Origin of the sequence: Nocardia aurantiaca (assembly GCF_009708175.1) — a bacterium.
In the GTDB taxonomy this organism is placed as follows: domain Bacteria; phylum Actinomycetota; class Actinomycetes; order Mycobacteriales; family Mycobacteriaceae; genus Nocardia; species Nocardia aurantiaca.
Window position 1 is genome coordinate 57,705 of record NZ_WMBB01000015.1, and the last position, 19,262, is coordinate 76,966.

General features: G+C 67.6%; 24 protein-coding genes. 7 read left to right on the plus strand and 17 right to left on the minus strand.

Annotation, left to right across the window (positions count from 1 at the left end; translation table 11 throughout):
* The first annotated feature begins 406 nt into the window (after positions 1 to 406).
* Entirely contained in the window at positions 407 to 1,174 is a 768-nt protein-coding gene (locus GLP40_RS27655; protein ID WP_154790949.1) for a helix-turn-helix domain-containing protein, read from the plus strand.
* Positions 1,175 to 1,327: 153 nt separating this feature from the next.
* On the opposite strand, the gene cds1 is transcribed toward GLP40_RS27655, so the two are convergent.
* Positions 1,328 to 2,413, minus strand: a complete 1,086-nt coding sequence (cds1, locus tag GLP40_RS27660; protein WP_328290741.1) for an L-cysteine desulfhydrase Cds1 — start codon at positions 2,411 to 2,413, stop codon at positions 1,328 to 1,330.
* On the minus strand, positions 2,410 to 2,721 hold the full coding sequence (locus tag GLP40_RS27665; protein WP_328290742.1) for a DUF4229 domain-containing protein: 312 nt from the start codon (positions 2,719 to 2,721) through the stop codon (positions 2,410 to 2,412). The genes cds1 and GLP40_RS27665 overlap by 4 nt, the downstream gene beginning before the upstream one ends.
* A gap of 251 nt (positions 2,722 to 2,972) precedes the next feature.
* On the opposite strand from GLP40_RS27665, the gene GLP40_RS27670 reads away from it, so the two are divergent.
* On the plus strand, positions 2,973 to 3,206 hold the full coding sequence (locus GLP40_RS27670) for a BldC family transcriptional regulator (RefSeq protein ID WP_154790950.1): 234 nt from the start codon (positions 2,973 to 2,975) through the stop codon (positions 3,204 to 3,206).
* Positions 3,207 to 3,275: 69 nt separating this feature from the next.
* A complete protein-coding gene (locus GLP40_RS27675; RefSeq protein ID WP_154790951.1) occupies positions 3,276 to 3,464 on the plus strand; it encodes a hypothetical protein in 189 nt (62 codons plus the stop codon).
* A gap of 278 nt (positions 3,465 to 3,742) precedes the next feature.
* On the opposite strand, the gene GLP40_RS27680 is transcribed toward GLP40_RS27675, so the two are convergent.
* Positions 3,743 to 4,051, minus strand: coding sequence for a hypothetical protein (locus tag GLP40_RS27680; RefSeq protein ID WP_154790952.1), 309 nt, complete (start codon positions 4,049 to 4,051; stop codon positions 3,743 to 3,745).
* A gap of 224 nt (positions 4,052 to 4,275) precedes the next feature.
* Here GLP40_RS27680 and GLP40_RS27685 point away from each other — a divergent pair, with 224 nt between their 5' ends.
* A complete protein-coding gene (locus GLP40_RS27685) occupies positions 4,276 to 4,470 on the plus strand; it encodes a hypothetical protein (RefSeq protein WP_154790953.1) in 195 nt (64 codons plus the stop codon).
* Between the two features lie 321 nt (positions 4,471 to 4,791).
* A complete protein-coding gene (locus GLP40_RS27690) occupies positions 4,792 to 5,085 on the plus strand; it encodes a DoxX family protein (RefSeq protein ID WP_154790954.1) in 294 nt (97 codons plus the stop codon).
* Positions 5,086 to 5,164: 79 nt separating this feature from the next.
* Here GLP40_RS27690 and GLP40_RS27695 read toward each other — a convergent pair whose 3' ends face one another.
* The 7 genes from GLP40_RS27695 to hemL all read right to left on the minus strand — a co-directional run bounded on the left by GLP40_RS27695 (position 5,165) and on the right by hemL (position 12,991).
* Entirely contained in the window at positions 5,165 to 6,355 is a 1,191-nt protein-coding gene (locus tag GLP40_RS27695; RefSeq protein WP_154790955.1) for a Rieske 2Fe-2S domain-containing protein, read from the minus strand.
* A 141-nt stretch (positions 6,356 to 6,496) separates the two neighbouring features.
* Complete coding sequence (ccsB, locus tag GLP40_RS27700) at positions 6,497 to 7,483, minus strand: c-type cytochrome biogenesis protein CcsB (protein ID WP_154790956.1); 987 nt, start codon at positions 7,481 to 7,483, stop codon at positions 6,497 to 6,499.
* Entirely contained in the window at positions 7,483 to 9,102 is a 1,620-nt protein-coding gene (gene resB / locus GLP40_RS27705) for a cytochrome c biogenesis protein ResB (protein ID WP_154790957.1), read from the minus strand. Before resB ends, ccsB begins: the two co-directional genes overlap by 1 nt.
* 1 nt (position 9,103) lies before the next feature.
* Complete coding sequence (locus GLP40_RS27710) at positions 9,104 to 9,919, minus strand: cytochrome c biogenesis CcdA family protein (protein ID WP_154791063.1); 816 nt, start codon at positions 9,917 to 9,919, stop codon at positions 9,104 to 9,106.
* Between the two features lie 32 nt (positions 9,920 to 9,951).
* Entirely contained in the window at positions 9,952 to 10,593 is a 642-nt protein-coding gene (locus GLP40_RS27715) for a TlpA family protein disulfide reductase (protein WP_154790958.1), read from the minus strand.
* A complete protein-coding gene (locus GLP40_RS27720) occupies positions 10,590 to 11,195 on the minus strand; it encodes a histidine phosphatase family protein (RefSeq protein ID WP_154791064.1) in 606 nt (201 codons plus the stop codon). Before GLP40_RS27720 ends, GLP40_RS27715 begins: the two co-directional genes overlap by 4 nt.
* A 458-nt stretch (positions 11,196 to 11,653) precedes the next feature.
* Positions 11,654 to 12,991, minus strand: coding sequence for a glutamate-1-semialdehyde 2,1-aminomutase (gene hemL / locus GLP40_RS27725; RefSeq protein ID WP_328290743.1), 1,338 nt, complete (start codon positions 12,989 to 12,991; stop codon positions 11,654 to 11,656).
* Between the two features lie 236 nt (positions 12,992 to 13,227).
* Between hemL and GLP40_RS27730 the strand changes: the two genes are divergently transcribed.
* Positions 13,228 to 13,611, plus strand: a complete 384-nt coding sequence (locus GLP40_RS27730) for a hypothetical protein (protein WP_230330005.1) — start codon at positions 13,228 to 13,230, stop codon at positions 13,609 to 13,611.
* Between the two features lie 121 nt (positions 13,612 to 13,732).
* On the opposite strand, the gene GLP40_RS27735 is transcribed toward GLP40_RS27730, so the two are convergent.
* The 5 genes from GLP40_RS27735 to hemB form a co-directional block, all read right to left on the minus strand.
* The gene (locus tag GLP40_RS27735; RefSeq protein WP_154790959.1) at positions 13,733 to 13,957 is read right to left on the minus strand and encodes a hypothetical protein; all 225 of its coding nucleotides are present in this window, start codon (positions 13,955 to 13,957) and stop codon (positions 13,733 to 13,735) included.
* Between the two features lie 142 nt (positions 13,958 to 14,099).
* Positions 14,100 to 14,336 (minus strand): hypothetical protein, encoded by a 237-nt coding sequence (locus GLP40_RS27740; protein ID WP_154790960.1) that lies wholly within the window; start codon positions 14,334 to 14,336, stop codon positions 14,100 to 14,102.
* Positions 14,336 to 14,866, minus strand: a complete 531-nt coding sequence (locus GLP40_RS27745) for a hypothetical protein (RefSeq protein WP_154790961.1) — start codon at positions 14,864 to 14,866, stop codon at positions 14,336 to 14,338. Before GLP40_RS27745 ends, GLP40_RS27740 begins: the two co-directional genes overlap by 1 nt.
* Positions 14,867 to 15,143: 277 nt before the next feature.
* Positions 15,144 to 15,656, minus strand: a complete 513-nt coding sequence (locus GLP40_RS27750) for a hypothetical protein (protein ID WP_154790962.1) — start codon at positions 15,654 to 15,656, stop codon at positions 15,144 to 15,146.
* Between the two features lie 22 nt (positions 15,657 to 15,678).
* The gene (gene hemB, locus GLP40_RS27755) at positions 15,679 to 16,656 is read right to left on the minus strand and encodes a porphobilinogen synthase (RefSeq protein ID WP_154790963.1); all 978 of its coding nucleotides are present in this window, start codon (positions 16,654 to 16,656) and stop codon (positions 15,679 to 15,681) included.
* Between the two features lie 207 nt (positions 16,657 to 16,863).
* Here hemB and GLP40_RS27760 point away from each other — a divergent pair, with 207 nt between their 5' ends.
* Complete coding sequence (locus GLP40_RS27760) at positions 16,864 to 17,184, plus strand: hypothetical protein (protein WP_328290744.1); 321 nt, start codon at positions 16,864 to 16,866, stop codon at positions 17,182 to 17,184.
* A gap of 68 nt (positions 17,185 to 17,252) precedes the next feature.
* On the opposite strand, the gene GLP40_RS27765 is transcribed toward GLP40_RS27760, so the two are convergent.
* Together GLP40_RS27765 and GLP40_RS27770 are read right to left on the minus strand one after the other, a co-directional pair.
* The gene (locus GLP40_RS27765) at positions 17,253 to 17,504 is read right to left on the minus strand and encodes a hypothetical protein (RefSeq protein WP_154790964.1); all 252 of its coding nucleotides are present in this window, start codon (positions 17,502 to 17,504) and stop codon (positions 17,253 to 17,255) included.
* A gap of 180 nt (positions 17,505 to 17,684) precedes the next feature.
* Positions 17,685 to 19,247 (minus strand): bifunctional uroporphyrinogen-III C-methyltransferase/uroporphyrinogen-III synthase, encoded by a 1,563-nt coding sequence (locus GLP40_RS27770; protein WP_328290745.1) that lies wholly within the window; start codon positions 19,245 to 19,247, stop codon positions 17,685 to 17,687.
* Positions 19,248 to 19,262: the final 15 nt, after the last annotated feature.

Consider the following 19,262-nt stretch of genomic DNA (forward strand, 5'->3'; position numbering starts at 1 on the left):
ATCCCAATCGCGCACACAGCCGTCGACCCAATCCCAGACGACGTCGGGGTCGACGGCCACGTCATCCCGCGGTCACAGCCGCCAACCGCGCGGTTCGCTCTCCCAGATGTCGCCGTCGCGGTCCTGATACAGCCCGAAAGACGCCCGCCCCCAGGCATTGACGACGTCATGACACTCCGGCTCATCGGCCCCGCCTCGCGCCGATGACATCGCCCAGGGTCCGGCCGTGACATGCACATCCATGACCGACCGCGGTGGCGGCCCCAACTCGACTCCTGATTTGTTGTTGTTTCAAACTATTGGAGCAGAACGGAATGCCGCACACCCCGCGACCCGGGGACCGTACGTATCCGTCGGCAACCGCGCGTGCACCCGATGGCCATACAAGTAAGGTCTGCCTAAGTAAATGGATGGAGTTCCCACGTTCGGCGAGTACATTCGCCAGCGCCGCACCGCCGCGAATCTCACGCGTCCCCAATTGGCCTGGCAGGCCAACCTCTCGGTCCCCTACCTGACCAAGATCGAAGGCGGCGCCAACCCGTCCCGGCGGGTCATCGAATCCCTCGGTACCGCGCTGAAACTGTCGTCGGCCGAATTCGAGTACGCACTTATCCTGGCCGAAGGCCCACTACCCAGCGCCGATGCGGACCACCCCACCCCGGTCGACCTGGAGTATCTGGATCTACTCAACCCAGCCATCGGCGCCTACGTCTCCGGACTGTGGGATATCGCGGCCGCCAATGCCGCGCACCAGGAGTACTTCCCGGAACTCGTGACGGGGACCAACTACCTGGAATGGCTGATCCTCAATCCCATCTCGCGCACCGTGATGGTGAATTGGGAGAACGAGACCCGCATGGCGGTGGGCCGCTTCCGCATACAACTGGCGCGCGCCGGCGAGAGCGAGCACGGCCGGCAGATCCTCGAACGGTGCCTGGCGGATCCGGACTTCGCGCTGCTGTGGCGCTCCCCGGTCGTCGTGGAGCGCAGCGATCTCACCAAGCTGGTGCGCGACCCGCGGACGCTGGCCATCTCCGAGATACGAATCAATGTGTGGCGCACGCAATCGAGCCTGCAATCGTGGCTGCTGGCACTCGGCACCGTCGTCGATGGGCCGACCGCGGCGACGCGCTCGGCGGTCCGTCAACACCCCTCAAATGTCAAGGCCCCTTAACGCACTCGGAGCCCTTGTTACCCCATCGAGACACGTAAAAAAGGCTGCGCCCGCTAACGATCCGTCGCCAACCAAGCCGCTATAGCAAATGCGTGGCAATCTTTCCGGTAGGTGATCGCCCAGTATCAGCCGACCCGTCGTGCCGTGCGAAAACTATCCCGACCAAGTACCGGTGGCGATGAATTCGGTCAGCACCGCGGCGGGTTCGGCCAAGCTCAGCCCCTGGTCGGCAACCCATTCGTCATTGAAATAGGTTCCGGCATAACGGTCTCCGCCATCACAGAGCAGCGTCACCACACTGCCGACGCGGCCCGCGGCGATCATGTCGGCAATCAGGGCAAAGGCCCCCCACAGGTTGGTGCCCGTGGACCCGCCCACCCGCCGGCCCAGCACCGCACTGGCATGTCTGGCGGTCGCCACCGAGGCCGCGTCGGGCACCTCGATCATGCAGTCCACCACGCTCGGCACGAAGGACGGCTCCACCCGAGGCCGCCCGATGCCCTCGATCAGTGACGGCATTCCGGTCTGATAGTCCAGGTCGTCGACCTCATAGCCGCCGTAGAAGGCCGAGTTCTCCGGATCCACCACCGCCAGCCGCGTCGGATGCCGCTTGTAGCGCAGATAGCGGCCGATGGTCGCGCTGGTGCCGCCGGTCCCCGCGCCCACCACGACCCACTCCGGGACAGGGTGCGTCTCCAGAATCATCTGCTGGAAGATGGATTCGGCGATGTTGTTGTTACCCCGCCAGTCGGTGGCACGCTCGGCATTGGTGAACTGGTCCATGTAGTGACCGCCGGTCTCGGCCGCCAGACGCGCCGCCTCCGTATAGATGTCGGGGGCGCGTTCGACCAGGTGACAGCGCCCGCCCTGAGCCTCGATGAGCGCCAGCTTCTCCGGCGAGGTCTTGGCCGGCACCACGGCCACGAAGTCCAGGCCCAGCATCTTGGCGAAATACGCCTCGCTGATGGCGGTCGAACCCGACGAAGCCTCCACCACCGTGGTGCCCTCGGTGACCCAGCCGTTGCAGATGGCGTACAGGAACAGCGATCTGGCCAGGCGATGTTTGAGACTGCCCGTCGGGTGTGTCGATTCGTCCTTCAGATAGAGCTGAATACCCCACTCCGGCGGTAGTGGGTAGCGCAGCAGATGGGTGTCGGCGCTGCGCTGGGTGTCGGCGTCGATGAGGCGGACGGCATTGTCGACCCAGTCCCGGGGTGCGCTGCGATCGCAGCGCTTCACTGCTCGTCCTTGCCCTGCAGCCTCGACATCAGTTGGTCACGGTCCTTGCGCCGCTTGGCGTCCACGGCCGCGATGTCCCGGTTGACCTGCGCACGAAGCTTCTTGAACAGCACCAGCGACAGCGGCATGGCGACGAGCAGAGCGAACAGCAGCGCGACGATGAGCGGGATGGACACCTTCACCACGGCGGCCACGCCCAGGATGATCGCGGTGATGACGGCGACCAGCCCGAGCCGGGCCACCGTGTAGAGGGCCAGATTGCGCGCCAGGCGGCGGCCCGCACCTTCGGGCCGGGTTGCATCACTCACGCAGAACAGCGTAGGTGACGGCGCCTCGGGCGCCGCCGCGGCCCTCGTGCGGCAGAAATATGAAGCCAACCAGCCTGTTTGTCGCTGACAGTTCGCTACAACGGGGTCAAACGTGACCGTAAACACATAACGGATATCCGTTTTGTCTATTACTTCCCCTTTACCAAAGCGAGACCGTTCGAACACCCAGGGGGTGCGGTGCAACGATGTCGCTACTGATGAGGGATCTGTCGAAACGGAAAGGTTTGCGAATGACTGCGTTCACCGCGGCGAGCCGCGCATTGGGTTCCGTCAACGGCCAGGACACCCTGCTCACCCCAGGCCAAGTCGCTGCCCTGTTCCACGTCGATCCGAAGACCGTGACCCGTTGGGCTCACGCAGGTCGGCTCGGCTCCCTGCGGACTCCGGGCGGGCACCGCCGGTTCCGCGAATCAGAAGTGATGCAACTCCTGCGGTCCCTCACCACCGAGGCCACCCGCGTGTAACACTGATTTCCCGCTTCACGTGCCGCGGGTACGCACTCGGATTACCCTCGTTGTCAGGAGGTGAGCGACGTGACGTACCTGTTGGCACTCATCGCGGTAGTGGCCGTCGCGATGCTGTGCTGGAAGGCTTTCGGACCCCAGCGATCGGCTGGCACCGGCGCAGCACCCATTCGGCGCAACCGCATCATCGGTCCCGAAGATGACCCGGATTTCCTCGCCAAACTCTCCCGAGAGCATCGCGACGGCGAATCCACTTGATTGACCGAAGCTCGCCAACAAGATAGCCATTTGGACAACAGTGACCGTCCCCCGCGGATTCGCGCCAGCGCGTCCTCGGGGGACGGTTCGTCTCTGCGGCCTACACCCGTACGGACGACCGGCAGGAAGATATCGTCCACGAGTTCGACGACCGCCGCATCGGGTGGCAGGGCCTTCGGCACGGCGGTAGCACGCCGTCATCCCCGGCCGACGCATACAGTTCGGGCCGGTCCGCCATGGAGAACCGGCCCGAAGTGGCTGCGGAGCAGAAGAATTGGCTAGCCCTGGTTGCAGACGCCGTTGAGGATGGTGGTGGCGGTGCCGATGGAGGCGGCGTCGCCATTGGTCAGCGCGTTGGCGTAGTTGGTGATCGCGTCCTTCTCGGCGCCGCTGGCGTCGATCGCGAGCAGTTGGTTGGCGACGTCCTGCTGCAGCTGCTTGTTCGGGCCGAGCGCGTGGACGTTGCTGAGGACATCGTTGACAGCGGAGCAGGCCGGGCTCAACGCGTTGGCGGTGCCGGCGGGCAGCACCAGCAGGGCGCCGACGGCGCTGGCGGCCAGCAGGGTCGAGGGCAGGATCTTGCGCATTCGTTCACTCCCGAAAGCTTGTGTGCGGTTTGCCACTTCGAGTTTGCCTGACCGCCGCCGGAAATCGATCATGGGTTCCGGAAATGTCGGCGCGGCGCACGCCGTGCGTGCGCGAAACCCCTCTTCGACCCACAATCGGTATGACATAGATCACTCCATCGGTCGTCGGCGCGCGCATACTGAGCCAATACGGTTCCACAGCGCTCCCTTCCGGAGGTGCCTCGATGGAGCGTGAACAGAATTTGTCGCAGGATGCGCGCCGTAAGGCCGGCGACGAGCGAGCTGCGACACGGCGGGCCGATCGGCACCGGCAACTGTCGGACATGAACCTGATTCGCGAGGAATCGGGCGGGGACTACGAACCGCTCACGCGGGGTGAAGTACGCATGGCCGACACCGAACTCGCGGACGAGGGCTAGGGCGCGAAACGGCACCGCATCACATCGGTCGCGGCACGGGAGATGCGATCGAAGGGCTCGATCGTGCCCTTGGCGCGCACCTTGCAGCAGGGCGATCAGGGTGGTCGCGAGATCCACGGCGGCGGTCGGGCCCACACCCGCGGGGTCGCCGACGCCGAACCGACGATGGGTTCGGGTGGGGCGCCGGGTCTCCAGACCCCACCCCGACCGTGTGGCGGCCGTCACCGGGCAGAGCTGTCACAGGGCCGGCGGCTCCGGCATCTCATGCACGAATCCGATCGCGACACCGAAGTCGCGATTACCAGTCGCAAGGAGATTCCCATGACCACCAGCCTGTGGATCGCGTCCGGCGTACTGGCCCTCGTCGCGGTGAGCGGCGGTGCCAACAAGCTGATCATGTCCAAGGCCAAGCTGGCCGCATTCCCGGGCGCGGGGTGGACGGTGAACGTGCCCACCGGCTTCATCCGCTCCCTCGGCGTCCTCGAACTGCTGGCCGCGGCCGGGCTGATCCTGCCGGTCGCCCTGCACCTCGCGCCCGTCATGACGCCGGTGACCGCGGTCTGCTGGATCCTGCTCATGGTGGGAGCGATGATCGCCCACCTGCGCGCCGGCTAGGCCAAGTTCATCGTCGCGAATCTGGTCTACCTCGCCGTCGCGGCCTACCTGGCGTGGAGCCTGTTCTGAGCGGACACCGTCAGTGGCTGGTGGCATCCTCTTCGGCCTTGCGCCTGAGGTTTTCGGCGACCTCCGCCTCCCACGCCTCATTGGCCTTGGTGGTGTCGACCTCGAATTCGAAGCGCTGCACCGACTTCGGGTCGATATCGGCGACGTCCACGTAGAACTGGTCGTACCAGCGGCGCAGCTGGTAGACCGGGCCGTCCTCCTCGGTCAGCAGCGGATTCTCGATCTTGGACTTGTGCTTCCAGATCTCGACGTCCTGCAGGAAGCCCTCACCGATGCCGACCGTCATCTTCTCCGCGATCCGATCCGCGGCGGCATCGTCCACGCCCTGCGGCTTGCGCACCGACATGCCGTACTGCAGCACGAACGCGTCCTGCGAGATCGGATAGTGGCAATTGATCAGCACGGTCTCGAGTTCGAACCCGCTGTAGTTGTTGACCAACGGATTGACCATGTAGGACGGCCCGAAGTAGGAGGCCACCGACTTCAGCGTGGAGTTGCCGCCGTACTGCGTGGCCATGCCCTTGTCCGGACGCGCGGTGGACTCCAGGTACTGGGTCGCGATGTGTCCCTCGAAGACGTTCTTGAAGAACGTCGGGTACGCGTAGTGGATGTAGAAGAAGTGGGCCATGTCCACGACGTTGTCGATGATCTCGCGGCAGTTGGAGCCCTCGATCACCATGGACTCCCAGGTCCATTCGGTCCACCCGTCGGCCGGTCCCTCGGTGCCCTTGCCCTCGGCATCGGTGTACGGGCCCTCGATGTAGGGGATCGTCACCTCGTCCGGCGGCGGATTGCCCTCGTGGTCGTGCCATACGAACAGCTGACCGTTGCGCTCCAACGTGATCCACGACCGGGTCCGCGCCAGCGGCGGGACGCGCCGCGCGTAGGGGATGCCGGTGCACTTGCCGTCGCCGCCCCAGCGCCAGTCGTGGAACGGGCAGGCGATCGAATCCCCTTTGATCTCACCCATACTCAGGTCGCCGCCCAGATGCCGGCAATAGGAGTCGAGCACGTGCAGCTCACCCTTGCTGTCGGCGAAGACCACCAGCTTGGTCCCGAACGCGGAGATCTGATGCGGTTCTCCGTCCCGGAATGACTTGGCGAGCCCGAGGCAATGCCATCCGCGCGCGAACCGTGTGGGCGCGTCGCCCACGTCGATCTCCCGCACCTTTCGAACCCGACCCTGCGGCGCCAGTGCCATGACGAGCCCCTTCGCTCAAAACTAGAACGTGTTCTAATCACCGTCGCTTAACACGGTACAGCCCCTCGGCACCGATCGGTAGTTACCCACGAAAAGAAGGCCCCGGCACTGAACGTGCCGGGGCCTTCGAAACCTGTTGGGTCAGTTCAGGCCCGCATAGGAGTGCAGGCCGCTCACCACGATGTTGATGATGAAGAGGTTGAAGAGCATGGCCACGAAGCCGGCGATATTGATCCAGGCGGCCTTGGTGTCGCGCCAGCCGGAGGTGGCGCGGGCGTGCAGGTAGGCGGCGTAGAGGACCCAGGCGATGAAGGAACAGGTCTCCTTCGGGTCCCAGCCCCAGAAGCGGCCCCAGGCGGCCTCGGCCCAGATGGCGCCGAGGATGACGCCGGCGCCGAAGATGGGGAAGCCGATGATGGTGGTGCGGTAGGCGAGGCGGTCCAGCAGCTGGGCGTCGGGAAGGCGGCGGGCCAGCTGACCGAAGATATTGTCCGACTCCGCGCCCGCGGGCTGCCAGATGCGGTACAGGAACAGCAGACTCGCGACGCCCGAGACGAGGAAGACACCCGAGCCGATGGACACCACGGTGACGTGCACGGGCAGCCAGTAGGACTTCAGTGCCGGGACCACGGGGGCCGCGTCCACGTGCAGCTTGGTACCCGCCAGGAACAGCAGGATCAGCACCGGGACCAGCAGGAACGACCACATGCCGCGAAACCGCTGGTCGCGCAGGAGGATCAGGCCGAGGAGCACGGCCGCCGCGGTGGCCATCGAGATGAACTCGAACATATTGCCCAGCGGGAAACGGTGGGTCGCGAAGCCGCGCAGCACGATCGAGGCCAGGTGCACGCCGACGCCGACGAACAGCACCGCGAAGGCCATATTGCCCAGGCGTTCCGGGAAGGGACGCTCGGACCCGCGCGGTTGCACCTTGCCGGGCACGTTCGCGGGCGGCTCGTCGACGATGTCGGAACCGCCGCCGGCGGTGACCAATTGGCGAGTGGTGGTCGGCACCGTGCGGGTGAGGGCGAACTGCCAGACCAGCATGATCCAGACCAGCGCGTAGATCACGATGGCCGACTTGAACGCGAGATCGCTGTAGGAGGCGATGTTCTCGTCGATCGGCATTACTTCTCTCCCGTCAGCAGCCGCTCACGCAGGCGGTCGAATTCGCCGCCCCATCCAGCCTGGTCGGTGCGGGCCAATCCGCCCATTTCTACTACGGTACGTCGTACCCCATCGGTATCGGTATCCGGGTACGCGCGCAGCCAGATGCGGCGGCGCTTCACCAGCAGCGACACCAGCAGGCCCGCCATCATGGTCAGCGCCGACACCAGCACCCACTGCTGCGCCGGATCATGCGAAACCTGCAGATTCACGAACTCTTCCGCGCCGTCGAAAGTCACCTTGGTGCCGTCGGACAGGGACGCCGACTCACCCGGCTTCAGGTTCACCCGCTGTGCCTTCACCAGGCGGCCCTGCTTGATCATCTCCGGGTCCAACGCGAACAGCGACTGTGCGCGACCGGTGTCCAGGCCGGTATCGCCCTGGTAGATGTCGATCGCCACCGCCGGATCGTTCATGGCCGGATACCTGGAGGTGAGCAACTGACCGTGCATGAGCGCGGTCGGCGCGAACAGGCCCTGGATCGCGACCTGGTGCTTGCGGCGCTCCTCCTCGTTCGGATACATGCCGCCCGGGGGGTCGATGCGCAGCACACCCGAGGACAGGAAGGTGGTGGCGTCGTCCGGCTTCCACTGGATGGACTCGGTGCGGGTCTGGCCGTTCGGGAAGGTCACCGTGAACCTGGGTGCGAAACCGTGGCCCTGCAGGTAAACCCGGTCACCGGCGACGCGCAGCGGGTGGTTCACCTGGATGGTGGCGTCGCGCCAGTTGCCGGCGTCGAGGTCCGTGCCGGTCTGGTACTGGATGTTCGAGGTGAACATGGACGCCTGGCCGTTCTGGAGGTAGTCGGCCTTGAAGTCCTTGACCCGCACGCACATCGGGGTCAGCCCGGTGCCGTCGTTGACATTGCCCGCGCGGAAGGAGTCGAACACCGCGGGCGAGGTGGTGCAGAAACCCGGGCCGTCATTGGCGAGCACGACCACATTGCCCTCGTAGCCGAACAGCTTGCCGACCGCGATCGCCGCCAGCAGACCGACCAGGGCCAGGTGGAAGACCAGGTTGCCGAGCTCGCGGGTGTAGCCCTTCTCCGCCGAAAGGGTCAGCTCGCCTTCACGATCACCCGGCTGCACGAGCGTGCGCCAGCCGCGCATCTGGCCGCGGGCCCGCTCGATCACCTGCTCGGGGGTGACCGCGTCGGTACCCGACCAGTGGTGCGGCAGCCGGGACAGGTTGCGCGGCGCCCTGACCGGGGGCGTGCGCAGCGCCCGGTAGTGGTCCACGCAGCGCGGCAGGATGCAGCCCACCAGCGAAATGAACAGCAGCACATAGACGGCCGTGAACCAGAAGCTGGAGAACACGTCGAACAGCTGCAGCCGGTCCATCCACGGGCCGAGCGTCGGCCGGTTGCGGATGTAGTCGTCGACCTTGCCCGCGTTCAGACTGCGCTGGGGCAGCAGCGCGCCCGGGATGGCGGCCAAGGCCAGCAGGAACAGCAGCATGAGCGCGGTGCGCATGCTGGTCAGGCCGCGCCAGGTATTGCGCAGCACGCCGAGGACGCGGCGCAGCGGCGACTGGCGCGGCGGACGGGCGGGGGCGCTGGGGGTTTCGATGATGGCAGTCATGTCAGATCGGCAGGGTCACATTCGAGACGAAGGCGTCGCGGACCCAGGAGACGAACTGGTCCCACGCCCCGGTCACCAGGGCGATGCCGACGGCCACCAACAGCAGGCCGCCGATCACCTGAATGGTGCGGGAATTACGGCGCAGCCAGCCGACACCGCGCAGCGCGGTCGCCGAGCCGAAGGCCAAGATGACGAAGGGCAGGCCCAGGCCCAGACAGTAGGCCACGATGAGGGCTACGCCGCGGACCGCGGTGGTGCCCTCGGTGCCCGCCGACACCGCCATCACACCCGACAGCGTCGGGCCCAGGCACGGCGTCCAGCCGAGCGCGAACACCGCGCCCAGTAGCGGGGCTCCGATGATGCCGCTGAGTCGGCGCGGCTCCATGCGGGTGTCGCGCTGCAGGGCTGGGATCAGGCCGATGAAGGCCAGGCCCATCACAATGGTCACCACGCCGCCGACGCGTTGCAGCAGTTCACGATTGACGTTCAGCACCTGGATCGCGCCGAACACGGTCGCCGACGCGAGCACGAACACGACCGTGAAGCCCGCCACGAACAGGCCCGCCGCCCCCGCCACGCGCAGCCGCGCGGAATGGCGGCCCGCGGCGGTGGCCGTGGTGGTCTTGGCCGATTCCACCGTCACCGGCGGGGCCTCCGCACCCACCACACCGGCCAGGTACGACAGGTAGCCGGGCACCAGCGGCACCACGCACGGCGAGGCGAACGACACCAGACCGGCCAGCATGCAGGCGCCCAGCGCCAGCAGCAGCGGTCCGGTGGCGGCGGTCTGCTGGAACGAATCGCCCACGCTCGCCATATAGGTCAGGTGGTTCACGGAGGTCACGTGGTTCACGCCTGCTCCTGCGCGAGCTTGTCCACCACCGGCTGCAGGTCCTCGGCCAGCAGGGCGCGCAGGAACACCGCCGCCACCCGGTGCTGCTTGTCCAGCACGATGGTGGTGGGGATGACGCTGGTGGGGAATTTGCCGCCGAGCGCGAGCAGGCTGCGCATGGACGGGTCGTAGATGGAGGGGTAGCCGACCTTGTTGTCGGTCACGAAATCCTGGGCCTTGTCCTTCTGGTTGTCGCGAACATTGATGCCCAGGAAGGCGACGCCCTTGTCCTTGCCGGCCTCGTAAACCTGTTCCAGCGCCGGGGCTTCCGCGCGGCAGGGGCCGCACCACTGGCCCCAGATATTGATGACCACCACCTTGCCCGGGAAGTCGTCCACCGACGTGGTCTTGCCGTCGTGCACGAGATCCGGGCCGGACAGCTTGCCGATGGTGCCGCGCGCGGACGGCGAATCGTAGAAGATCTCGGTCTTGCCGCCCGGGGAGACGAAGTCGAAGGTGCCGCCCTGGGCCACCGCGTCCTTGCCCGCTGTCGAGCATCCGGCGAGCACGGCCACCACACTCAGGCCCGCCAGCAGCGCCGCCACCCGGCGAAGTGGGCGGCGGGCGGAGGACGGCCGGGACGCGATGGCGCGACTCATGCTCCGGTCACCCTGGGATCCGAGGCGCCGGCCGGTTCCGAGTAGACGATGTCGATCAACGTGTCGCCCTGGTAGACAAGCGATGTCAGCGAGGCCAGCGAGCACTGCCGCAGGCGCGGGTCGTGCCACAGCCGCTGCCCCTGCAGGAAACGGCGCAGCGTCCACACCGGCAGCTGATGCGAGACCAGCACGGCCTCCCGGCCGGCGGCCTCCACCCGCGCCTTGTTCACCGCGGCCAGCATGCGGTGCGCGATCTGCAGATACGGCTCACCCCACGACGGCGTGAAGGGATCGCGCAGCTTCCACCAGTGCCGAGGCTTACGCAGCGCGCCGTCACCTGCCGAAACCCGCAACCCCTCGAAGGTGTTGCCCGCCTCGATCAGATTGTCATCGGTTCGAATCACCAGGGCATGACCCATCGCGATGGGATCCGCGGTCTCCTGCGCCCGCTGCAACGGCGAAGCGACCACCAGCGCGATGTCATGATCCGCCAGCGACCGCGCCACAGCCTGTGCCTGCGCCCGCCCGGTCACCGACAGCTGGAACCCGGGCAACCGCCCGTACAGGATCCCTTTCGGATTGTGCACCTCACCGTGCCGCATGACATGCACGATCGTCTCGACATCATCGGCCAGATCGCCCGGCAGGATCAATCCGCCCGCAGCACCGGAGGCCGTGTCCGCATCGCCGTCGTTCCCGGCGTCGAATTCCGTGCCCGACTCACCGGGTTCACCCGAACCGGGATCCACCTCGACCACGATCTCGGACGAGAACGAGGCGGCCGGCGCGCCGGACTCCTCCGATTCGACGGCCGGAGCCGCGTCGGACTCGGCGGCGATCTCCGCACCCTCCGCGGAATCGGCGGCAACCGTGCTGGAATTGTCGGATTCCGTTGGGGCGGAGGCGGGTTCGGCCGGGGAGACGGCGATGTGTTCGCCGGTTTCGGCCAATTCCTCCTCGGCTTGGCGGATGGAGTCGAGGAGACGGGTGGCCTCGGCTGCGGAGAGGGGAGCCTCGTGCTGGGTGGGTGCGGGCAGGCCGGAGTCGGGGTGGGCGGAGCTCACGCGGCGGATCCTTCGGGGGTGGCGGCCGCCGCGGCGCGCGCGGCGGCGGGGAGGGCGGCGGCGATGCGGTCGAATGCGTCCTCGTCGAGGGCGGCCGAGACGAACCAGGCTTCGAAGGCGCTCGGCGGCGCGTACACACCCGCATCCAGCAGCGCGTGGAAGAAGGCTGGGAAACGCCAGGTTTCGCTCGCCTTGGCGGCGGCGTAGTCGGTGACCGGGTTCTCGGCGAAGAACACGCTCACCATATTGCCCGCGAATTGCACCCGATGCGGGACGCCCTCGGCGGTCAGCGCCTCGGTCATGAGCGTGCCCAGCCGCTCGGCGTTCGTGTTCAGCGTGGCGTAGACCTGCTCATCGGCGGCGCGCAGCGTGGCCAGGCCCGCGGCCACCGCGACCGGGTTACCCGAGAGGGTGCCCGCCTGATAGACCGGACCCAGCGGCGCCAGGTGGTTCATGATGTCGGCGCGCCCGCCGAACGCGGCGGCCGGCAGGCCACCGCTCATCACCTTGCCGAAGGTGTAGAGGTCGCCGGCCACGCCGTCGATACCGAACCAGCCCGCGTGGCTGACCCGGAACCCGGTCATGACCTCGTCCATGATAAGCACCGCGCCGTGCTCGGTGGTGAGCCGGCGCAGCCCCTCGTTGAATCCGGCCACCGGCGCGACCGCGCCCATATTGCCCGCCGCGGCCTCGGTGATGACGCACGCGATCTCACCCGGATGCGCCGCGAACGCGGCGGCCACGGCCTCGAGGTCGTTGTAGGGCAGCACCAGGGTGTCGGCCGCCTGTGCGCCGGTGACGCCCGGCGAGGTCGGCAGGCCCAGCGTGGCCACACCCGACCCGGCGTCGGCCAGCAGCGCGTCCACATGCCCGTGGTAGCAGCCGCTGAACTTGATGATCTTGCTGCGCCCGGTGAAGCCGCGCGCCAGCCGGACCGCGCTCATGGTGGCCTCGGTGCCGGAGTTCACCAGCCGCACCCGATCCACCGGAGCGACCCGGCCCGCAATGGTCTCGGCGAGTTCGATTTCCGCCTCGGTCGGCGCGCCGAAGGACAGCCCGCCCGTGGCCGCCCGCTGCACCGCCTCGACGACCACCGGGTGCGCGTGCCCGAGAATCATCGGGCCCCATGAGCACACCAGGTCCACGTAGTCGTTGCCGTCGGCGTCGGTCAGCGTGCAACCGCGCGCGGAGGCGATGAACCGCGGCGTGCCGCCCACGGATTTGAACGCGCGCACCGGCGAATTCACGCCACCGGGAATGACCGCTGCGGCGCGTTCGAAAAGTTGAGCTGAGACCGGGACCGACACCTGGCTCACACGCGGAGAAGAACTCACGGCACCCAGTCTCTCAGCCGCCCCCAGCCCCGTCGACGACAGGGTGTAGTCGAGTGGCCCGTCCCACAGCCCAACCCGCCATCCTCGCACCCCGATTTGAGCACCGCATCCCGGAGGCGGTGATCCGACCTGCGGCAACACGCCGAAGTCGAGTTTCGGACAACGTTATTCGCTGATGAGTTGCCAATGCGTAATGTCTCGGCGCAGGAAACGGCTTCGGAGAGAGGGCGGCAGGTATGGGGATCGTTCGATTCTGGGTTGGGATCATGGCCGTCGCCGCCGGGGCCGTCGCCGGGGCCGGAGTCGCGGCAGCGGGGGTTCCGGTGGTGCAGATCGATCACGGGCAGGTGGGGGTGGCGTTGTCGCACGAGGAAACCGCCGCGATGGCGGATGGTCCCGCACCCGCGATAATCAGCATGTTCGTGCCGCTGAGCCGGATGGGTGCGCGCCTGCAACCGGATACCGCCATCTACAAGGACGACAGGGGCGGCGTGCACGCCTCACTACGGCAGGTGATCATGGAGGCCGCCGAGCACCCCGACGGCAACGTGGTGCTCTTCCTGAATCTGCCGGGCAGCCCGGGCGGACGGGTGCTGGATGTTTACCAATACTGGAACTGAGGCTGTCGCGTAAGGGGGATGACAGCTTTTTCAGCGCATCCGGCCGGTGCCAGCGATTCAGGCGGCAACGCACGGGGAGCGGAGACGGCGGCGCGGTCTGCGGTCGCGCCGCCGCAACCCGCTACGAGAGCGGAATCCCCAGGCAGAACACCGACCATCCGGTGGACAGCAGGCAATTCAGCTGGGGTGGTAGTAGGTCCCGCCAGGACGTCGCCCTGAGGTGCGACCGGTGGTCCGGGACGCTATCGACCGCAGCCGCGGCGGCCGGTGCCACGGCCACAGCGCCGACGACCCCCGTGGCCAGCATCGCGGTGGCGATGCGTTTCCTGAGATCTGTGCGCTTCACGAACACTATTCTCGGTGCCCGCCCAGACCCCTCCAAGATGAAACCAGACTTCGCACCCCTTGCGCGCGGTGTGTCGCCGCGACTCGCAGGCACGAACCCGATGAGTCCAGCAAGAGGGTGAGCTCGGAATCCGGCGAAAAGGTCAGCGCGCGAGCCGAACCGACCGCGCGATCACATCGATCAGCACCAGTCCCGCCCCGATCGTCAGCGCCGTGCACCCCGCCAGCCACGGCCCGATGTACCGTGTCGCGGTGAACGTCGGCGCCTCGCCCTGCGGTCTGAACACGGTGGGCTGAATCCCATTGCGCCAGCACCACACCGCCGCGACCACCAGTACCGGCACCAGCACGAATTCGGCGAATACGGTCAGCCACCGCATCACAGCGCTTCCTTCCGCTCATCGTCCGCCCCGCGCCCGTCATCGGTCCCGCGCGCTCGCTCCAGCGCGGCCGTCAGCTCGGCGCGCAGCGTGATGTGGTCACGTGCCCACGCCTGCACCAGCCGCCCGTCGGCCAGCTCGAGCCCGATTCCCTTGCGCCGCCGCGGCACTCCGGTCAGCTCGCCCAGCGCCCGTGCGGACTGCCAATCCTCATAATCCCAGGACTGCTCGTCCTCCTCGGGCAGCACCTTGGCGATATCGCGCAGCGGCACCACCTCGGTGCCCTCGCGCAGCTGCTTCGGCGTCAGCTCGACACTGATGTGCCGCTTGCCCGCCACCACCTGCAACCACACGAATCCGGCCAGCAGCACCGCGCAGAAGGCCAGTCCGAACCAGTGGATGGCGCCGCCGCGAATCAGCTCGATCACCAGGATGATCGCGCACAGCGCGGGTCCGTAGCCGATGGTCCGCCAGCGCGCACCGGGCTCGGAGAACAGCACGGCCTCGGGGGCGTTGATGGCCTCACTCATAGGTCGAGGGTAAAGATCGCGAATTCGCTCAGCGGGCCAGGCCCGGCATCAGCAGCACGGCGAGGGTGAGCAGCCCGAACAGAAACAGCAGACTCAGCACCAGCACATCGCGCCGCAGGCTGTGCGGCTGCTGGATCACCACTCGCATCGTTGCCTCCGCCTTCCCGGAGCCGAACGCGCCATGACTCAACGTATGACGCCCGGTATCCGGTTCCCGAATTCCCTGTGACTGCCCTCACCATACCCGCTAGTAGGCCCGTAACAAACTCGGGAATACCTAACGCGGTCCCGGACGAAAGAAGGCCTCCGATTCGCTTCGGTAGCAAAGGAATACGGCCCCACCGGCCAGCACCGCCTGCACGATACCGGCTCCGCCCGCGACCAGTGCGGCCGCACCCTCCTCGACCCCGATGCCGAACAGCGTGCCCGCGGCTCCGAGCACCAGGAACACGCCGAATCCGGTGAGCAGCGCCCGGGCCCAGGCCTTTCCGCGGCCCAGCTGGTACACGACCGCCACCCCGGCCCCGGTCAGCATCAGCCAGAACACCCCGACCAGTACGAACACGATCGCCATCCAGGCCTGCACCTGGGTCAGCGTCACCGCCGGCCGCTGCTGCTCGACCTGGTCGAACATCCGCTGGGCCAGGTCCTGCCGCTGCCCGAACTGCGCGACCAGCGAGGCGATCAACTGCACCAGCCCGACACCGAGTGCGACGTACCAGAGTTGGCAGGCGGTGCGCACGTCTTCCGGGACCGGACGCGAAATGCCCGGCGGGACCATCGGATTCACGATTCGAGCTACTCGGTCACGCTCACGACAGCCAGTGCGCGGCCTCGGTGGCCCAGTAGGTGAGCACCATGTCCGCGCCCGCGCGCCGGATGCCCAACAGCGACTCCAGTACCGCGCCCTTACGATCGATCCAGCCGCGCTGGGCGGCCGCTGTGATCATCGCGTACTCGCCGGAGATCTGATAGGCCGCCACCGGCACCGTGGAGCGATCCGCGACCTCGCGCAGGATGTCCAGATACGACATGGCCGGCTTCACCATGACGATGTCCGCGCCCTCGGCCAGATCCAGCTCCAGTTCACGAATGGCCTCGCGGCGGTTGGCCGCATCCTGCTGATAGGTGCGCCGATCCCCTTGCAGCGAGGAGCCGACGGCCTCCCGGAAGGGACCGTAGAACGCCGAGGCGTACTTGGCCGCGTAGGCGAGGATGCCGGTGTCGGAGTGCCCGGCGGCGTCCAGGCCCGCGCGGATCGCGCGCACCTGACCGTCCATCATGCCGCTGGTGCCGAGCAGATCCGCGCCCGTTTCGGCCTGCGCCAGCGCCATCTCGACATAGCGGGTCAGGGTGGCGTCATTGTCGACCACGCCGCTGTCGTCCAGCACGCCGCAGTGTCCGTGGTCGGTGAACTCGTCGAGGCAGGTGTCGGCCATGACCACCGTCGAGCCGCCGACCTCGTGCGCCAGCGCCCTCAGCCCGCGGTTCAGGATCCCGTCCGGATCGCTGGCTCCGCTCCCCCGGGCGTCCTTGTCCTCCGGTTTGGGCACCCCGAAGAGCATGAGACCGCCCACGCCGGCGGTCACCGCTTCCACGGCCGCTTTGCGCATCGAGTCCATCGAATGCTGGAAAACGCCTGGCATGGAAGAGATCTCGCGTGGTTCATCGATCCCGTCGGCGACGAACATGGGCAGAATCAAATGCCGCGGCTCCAGGCTGGTCTCGGCGACCAGCCGACGCATGGCGGGAGTGCGGCGCAACCGCCGAGGGCGGTCCATTCCGGTCATGTTCGCATGATATGCCCGCTCCACGATCCGGGTGCGCGCGCCTCCACGGACGGGCCGGGTCGCCCGGTGAAAGTCATTGTGAGCAGCGGATTTTGTCGGTGCCCCCGGGTAGAATCGAAGATGTGTTCGAAGGAATCGCGCACCCGGACGGGCCGTGGACAGCGCCCGAACGGGGTGCGGCTCCGGATCGCGACGGGAGGATTGGCCGTGCTCGCAGCCGTTACCAGCATGTCCGACAAGGTGAACCGGTCCACCGGGGTGCCGAAGAAGGGGGAGCCCATCGATCACGCCTGGGTGCCGCTGGCCAAGCAGCCACTGCCCGCGGGCCGGCCGCGCTCGTGGTACATCTCGCACAATCGCCGGCTGAAGGCGATGCGGCTGGCCATCGCGCTCCTGGATTCCGGATCCTTCGGTCCGGATCAGGCGACCAATGAAAAGATCCGCGACACAGCCGAAGTCATCGGCGTGCATTGGCCGTCGGATGCGACCTGCCGCATGGTCCGCCGCTTGATGGCGGCCCAGCGCTGACCGCGGTGCGGGTTCTCCGGCGTCCACGCAAGAAGACGCCGGAGAACCTCCACCGGACGCGGCCGACGCTAGGAGACCAGGCAGCCGGTGCCGGTCGTGCCCGGGGTACCCGAGCCGGTGGTCAGGCACTCGAGCAGGAATCGCAGCGTGTTCACGACCGCGCTACCGGAGCCGGTGGCGTCGATCGGGGCGACCTGAGTGGTCTGAGTCGAGGCCGGGGCCTGGCGCAGCGATGCCGGCGCCGCCGACCCCGCGGCCGGGGACGACACCGCGAGGGCGATCCCGGACATCGCGATCAGGCCGACTGCCGTGCGCTTCATGGATGTTCACCTTCCGACTATCGAATGCTGAACGCAGCGTACGCATTTCACCTCGAAATGAAACGCCGGCATTTCCATGGGCATTCGGCCAACGAACGCGAAAACGCCACGGGCCCCGCATCATCGGATGCGGGGCCCATCTCCGGCTATCGGGCACGGCGCCGTGGCGCCCGGCCACCGCTAGCGGCTGCGACGGCTCTTCTTGCGCGGCGGCGGCAGCAGCCCCTCGGCGCGCAGGTGAGCGGCGTGCTCGGCGAGCGCCTCGACGAGCGGACCGACCTGGGCGACCTCGGGCTGCACGTCCACGCGCAGGCCGAATTCGATTGCCGTCTCGGCGGTCTTGGGGCCGATGCAGGCCACAATGGTGCGCGCGTGCGGCTTGCCCGCGATGCCGACCAGGTTCCGCACGGTGGAGGACGAGGTGAACAGCACCGCGTCGAAACCGCCGGTCTTGATCATCTCGCGGGTCTCCGCGGGCGGCGGAGAAGCACGCACGGTGCGGTACGCCGTGACGTCGTCGATCTCCCAGCCGCGGTCGCGCAGGCCCTCGGCGAGGGTCTCGGTGGCGATGTCCGCGCGCGGCAGCAGCACCCGGTTGACCGGGTCGAAAACGTCGTCATAGGGCGGGAAGTCGGCCAGCAGGCCCTCGGAGGACTGCTCACCGCTGGGCACCAGCTCGGGGTTGATGCCGAAGGAGCGCACCTTCTCCGCGGTGGCCTCGCCGACGCAGGCGATCTTCACGCCGCTGAAAGCGCGGGCGTCCAAGCCGAATTCGCCGAACTTCTCCCACACCGCGCGCACCGCGTTGGTGGAGGTGAACACCACCCACTGGTAGCGGCCGTCGACCAGGCCCTTGACCGCGCGTTCCATCTGCGCCGGGCTGCGCGGCGGCTCGACGGCGATGGTCGGCACTTCCATGGGGATGGCCCCGTGCATGACGAGCCTCTCGCTCATCTCACCGGCCTGCTCCTTGGTGCGCGGCACCAGCACGGTCCAGCCGTACAGGGCCCGCGACTCCCACCAGGAGGTCTTGGAGCGCTTCTCCACTTCCTTTCCGACCGTGACCACCAGCGGGCCGACCAGTTCGGAAGCGGCATTGTTCAGCGTCGCCAGCGTGGCATCGATGGTGCGCTGCTGCCGGGTGGTGCCGCGCACCGTCACCGCGACCGGAGTCTGCGGCGCCATGCCGTGTTCCACCAGCGCCGAGGCGGTTTCGGCCAGATGACCGGAGGTGGCGTGCAGCACCAGCGGTCCCGGCGCGGCCGCCACGGCCGCCCAGTCCACCTCGCCGCGCACATCCACCTCGGTGTGGCTGGAGCCCAATTCGATGCCCGCGTAAGCGGGGATGGTGGTGCCCGCCGAAAGGCCCGGCAGCACCTCGAAGTTCAGATGCGAACGGGTGACGGCATTGATCTCCTGGATGACCGAGTCGGTGGTCATCGGGTCGCCGGAGACCAGGCGCACCACATCGGAACCATTGCGCGCCTCGGCGATCAGGGTCTTGGCCACCTCGGCGGCGTCACCGAGCGCGGGGCGCACGTCGACGGGACGGGTCCCGTCGGGGTTCTCCTCGACGGCGGTGCCGATCAGGGCGAGCACGCCCTTGTCGACGTCGGGATCGGTGAACGCCAGCGTCGCCCGGCCGAGCACCTCACGGGCCCGCACGGTGAGCAGCGCAGGGTCACCAGGCCCGGACCCCACGAAAAGGATCCGACCGGGATTCTTCTTCGTCACTCGGCTCACGGCTGCACCTCGCTG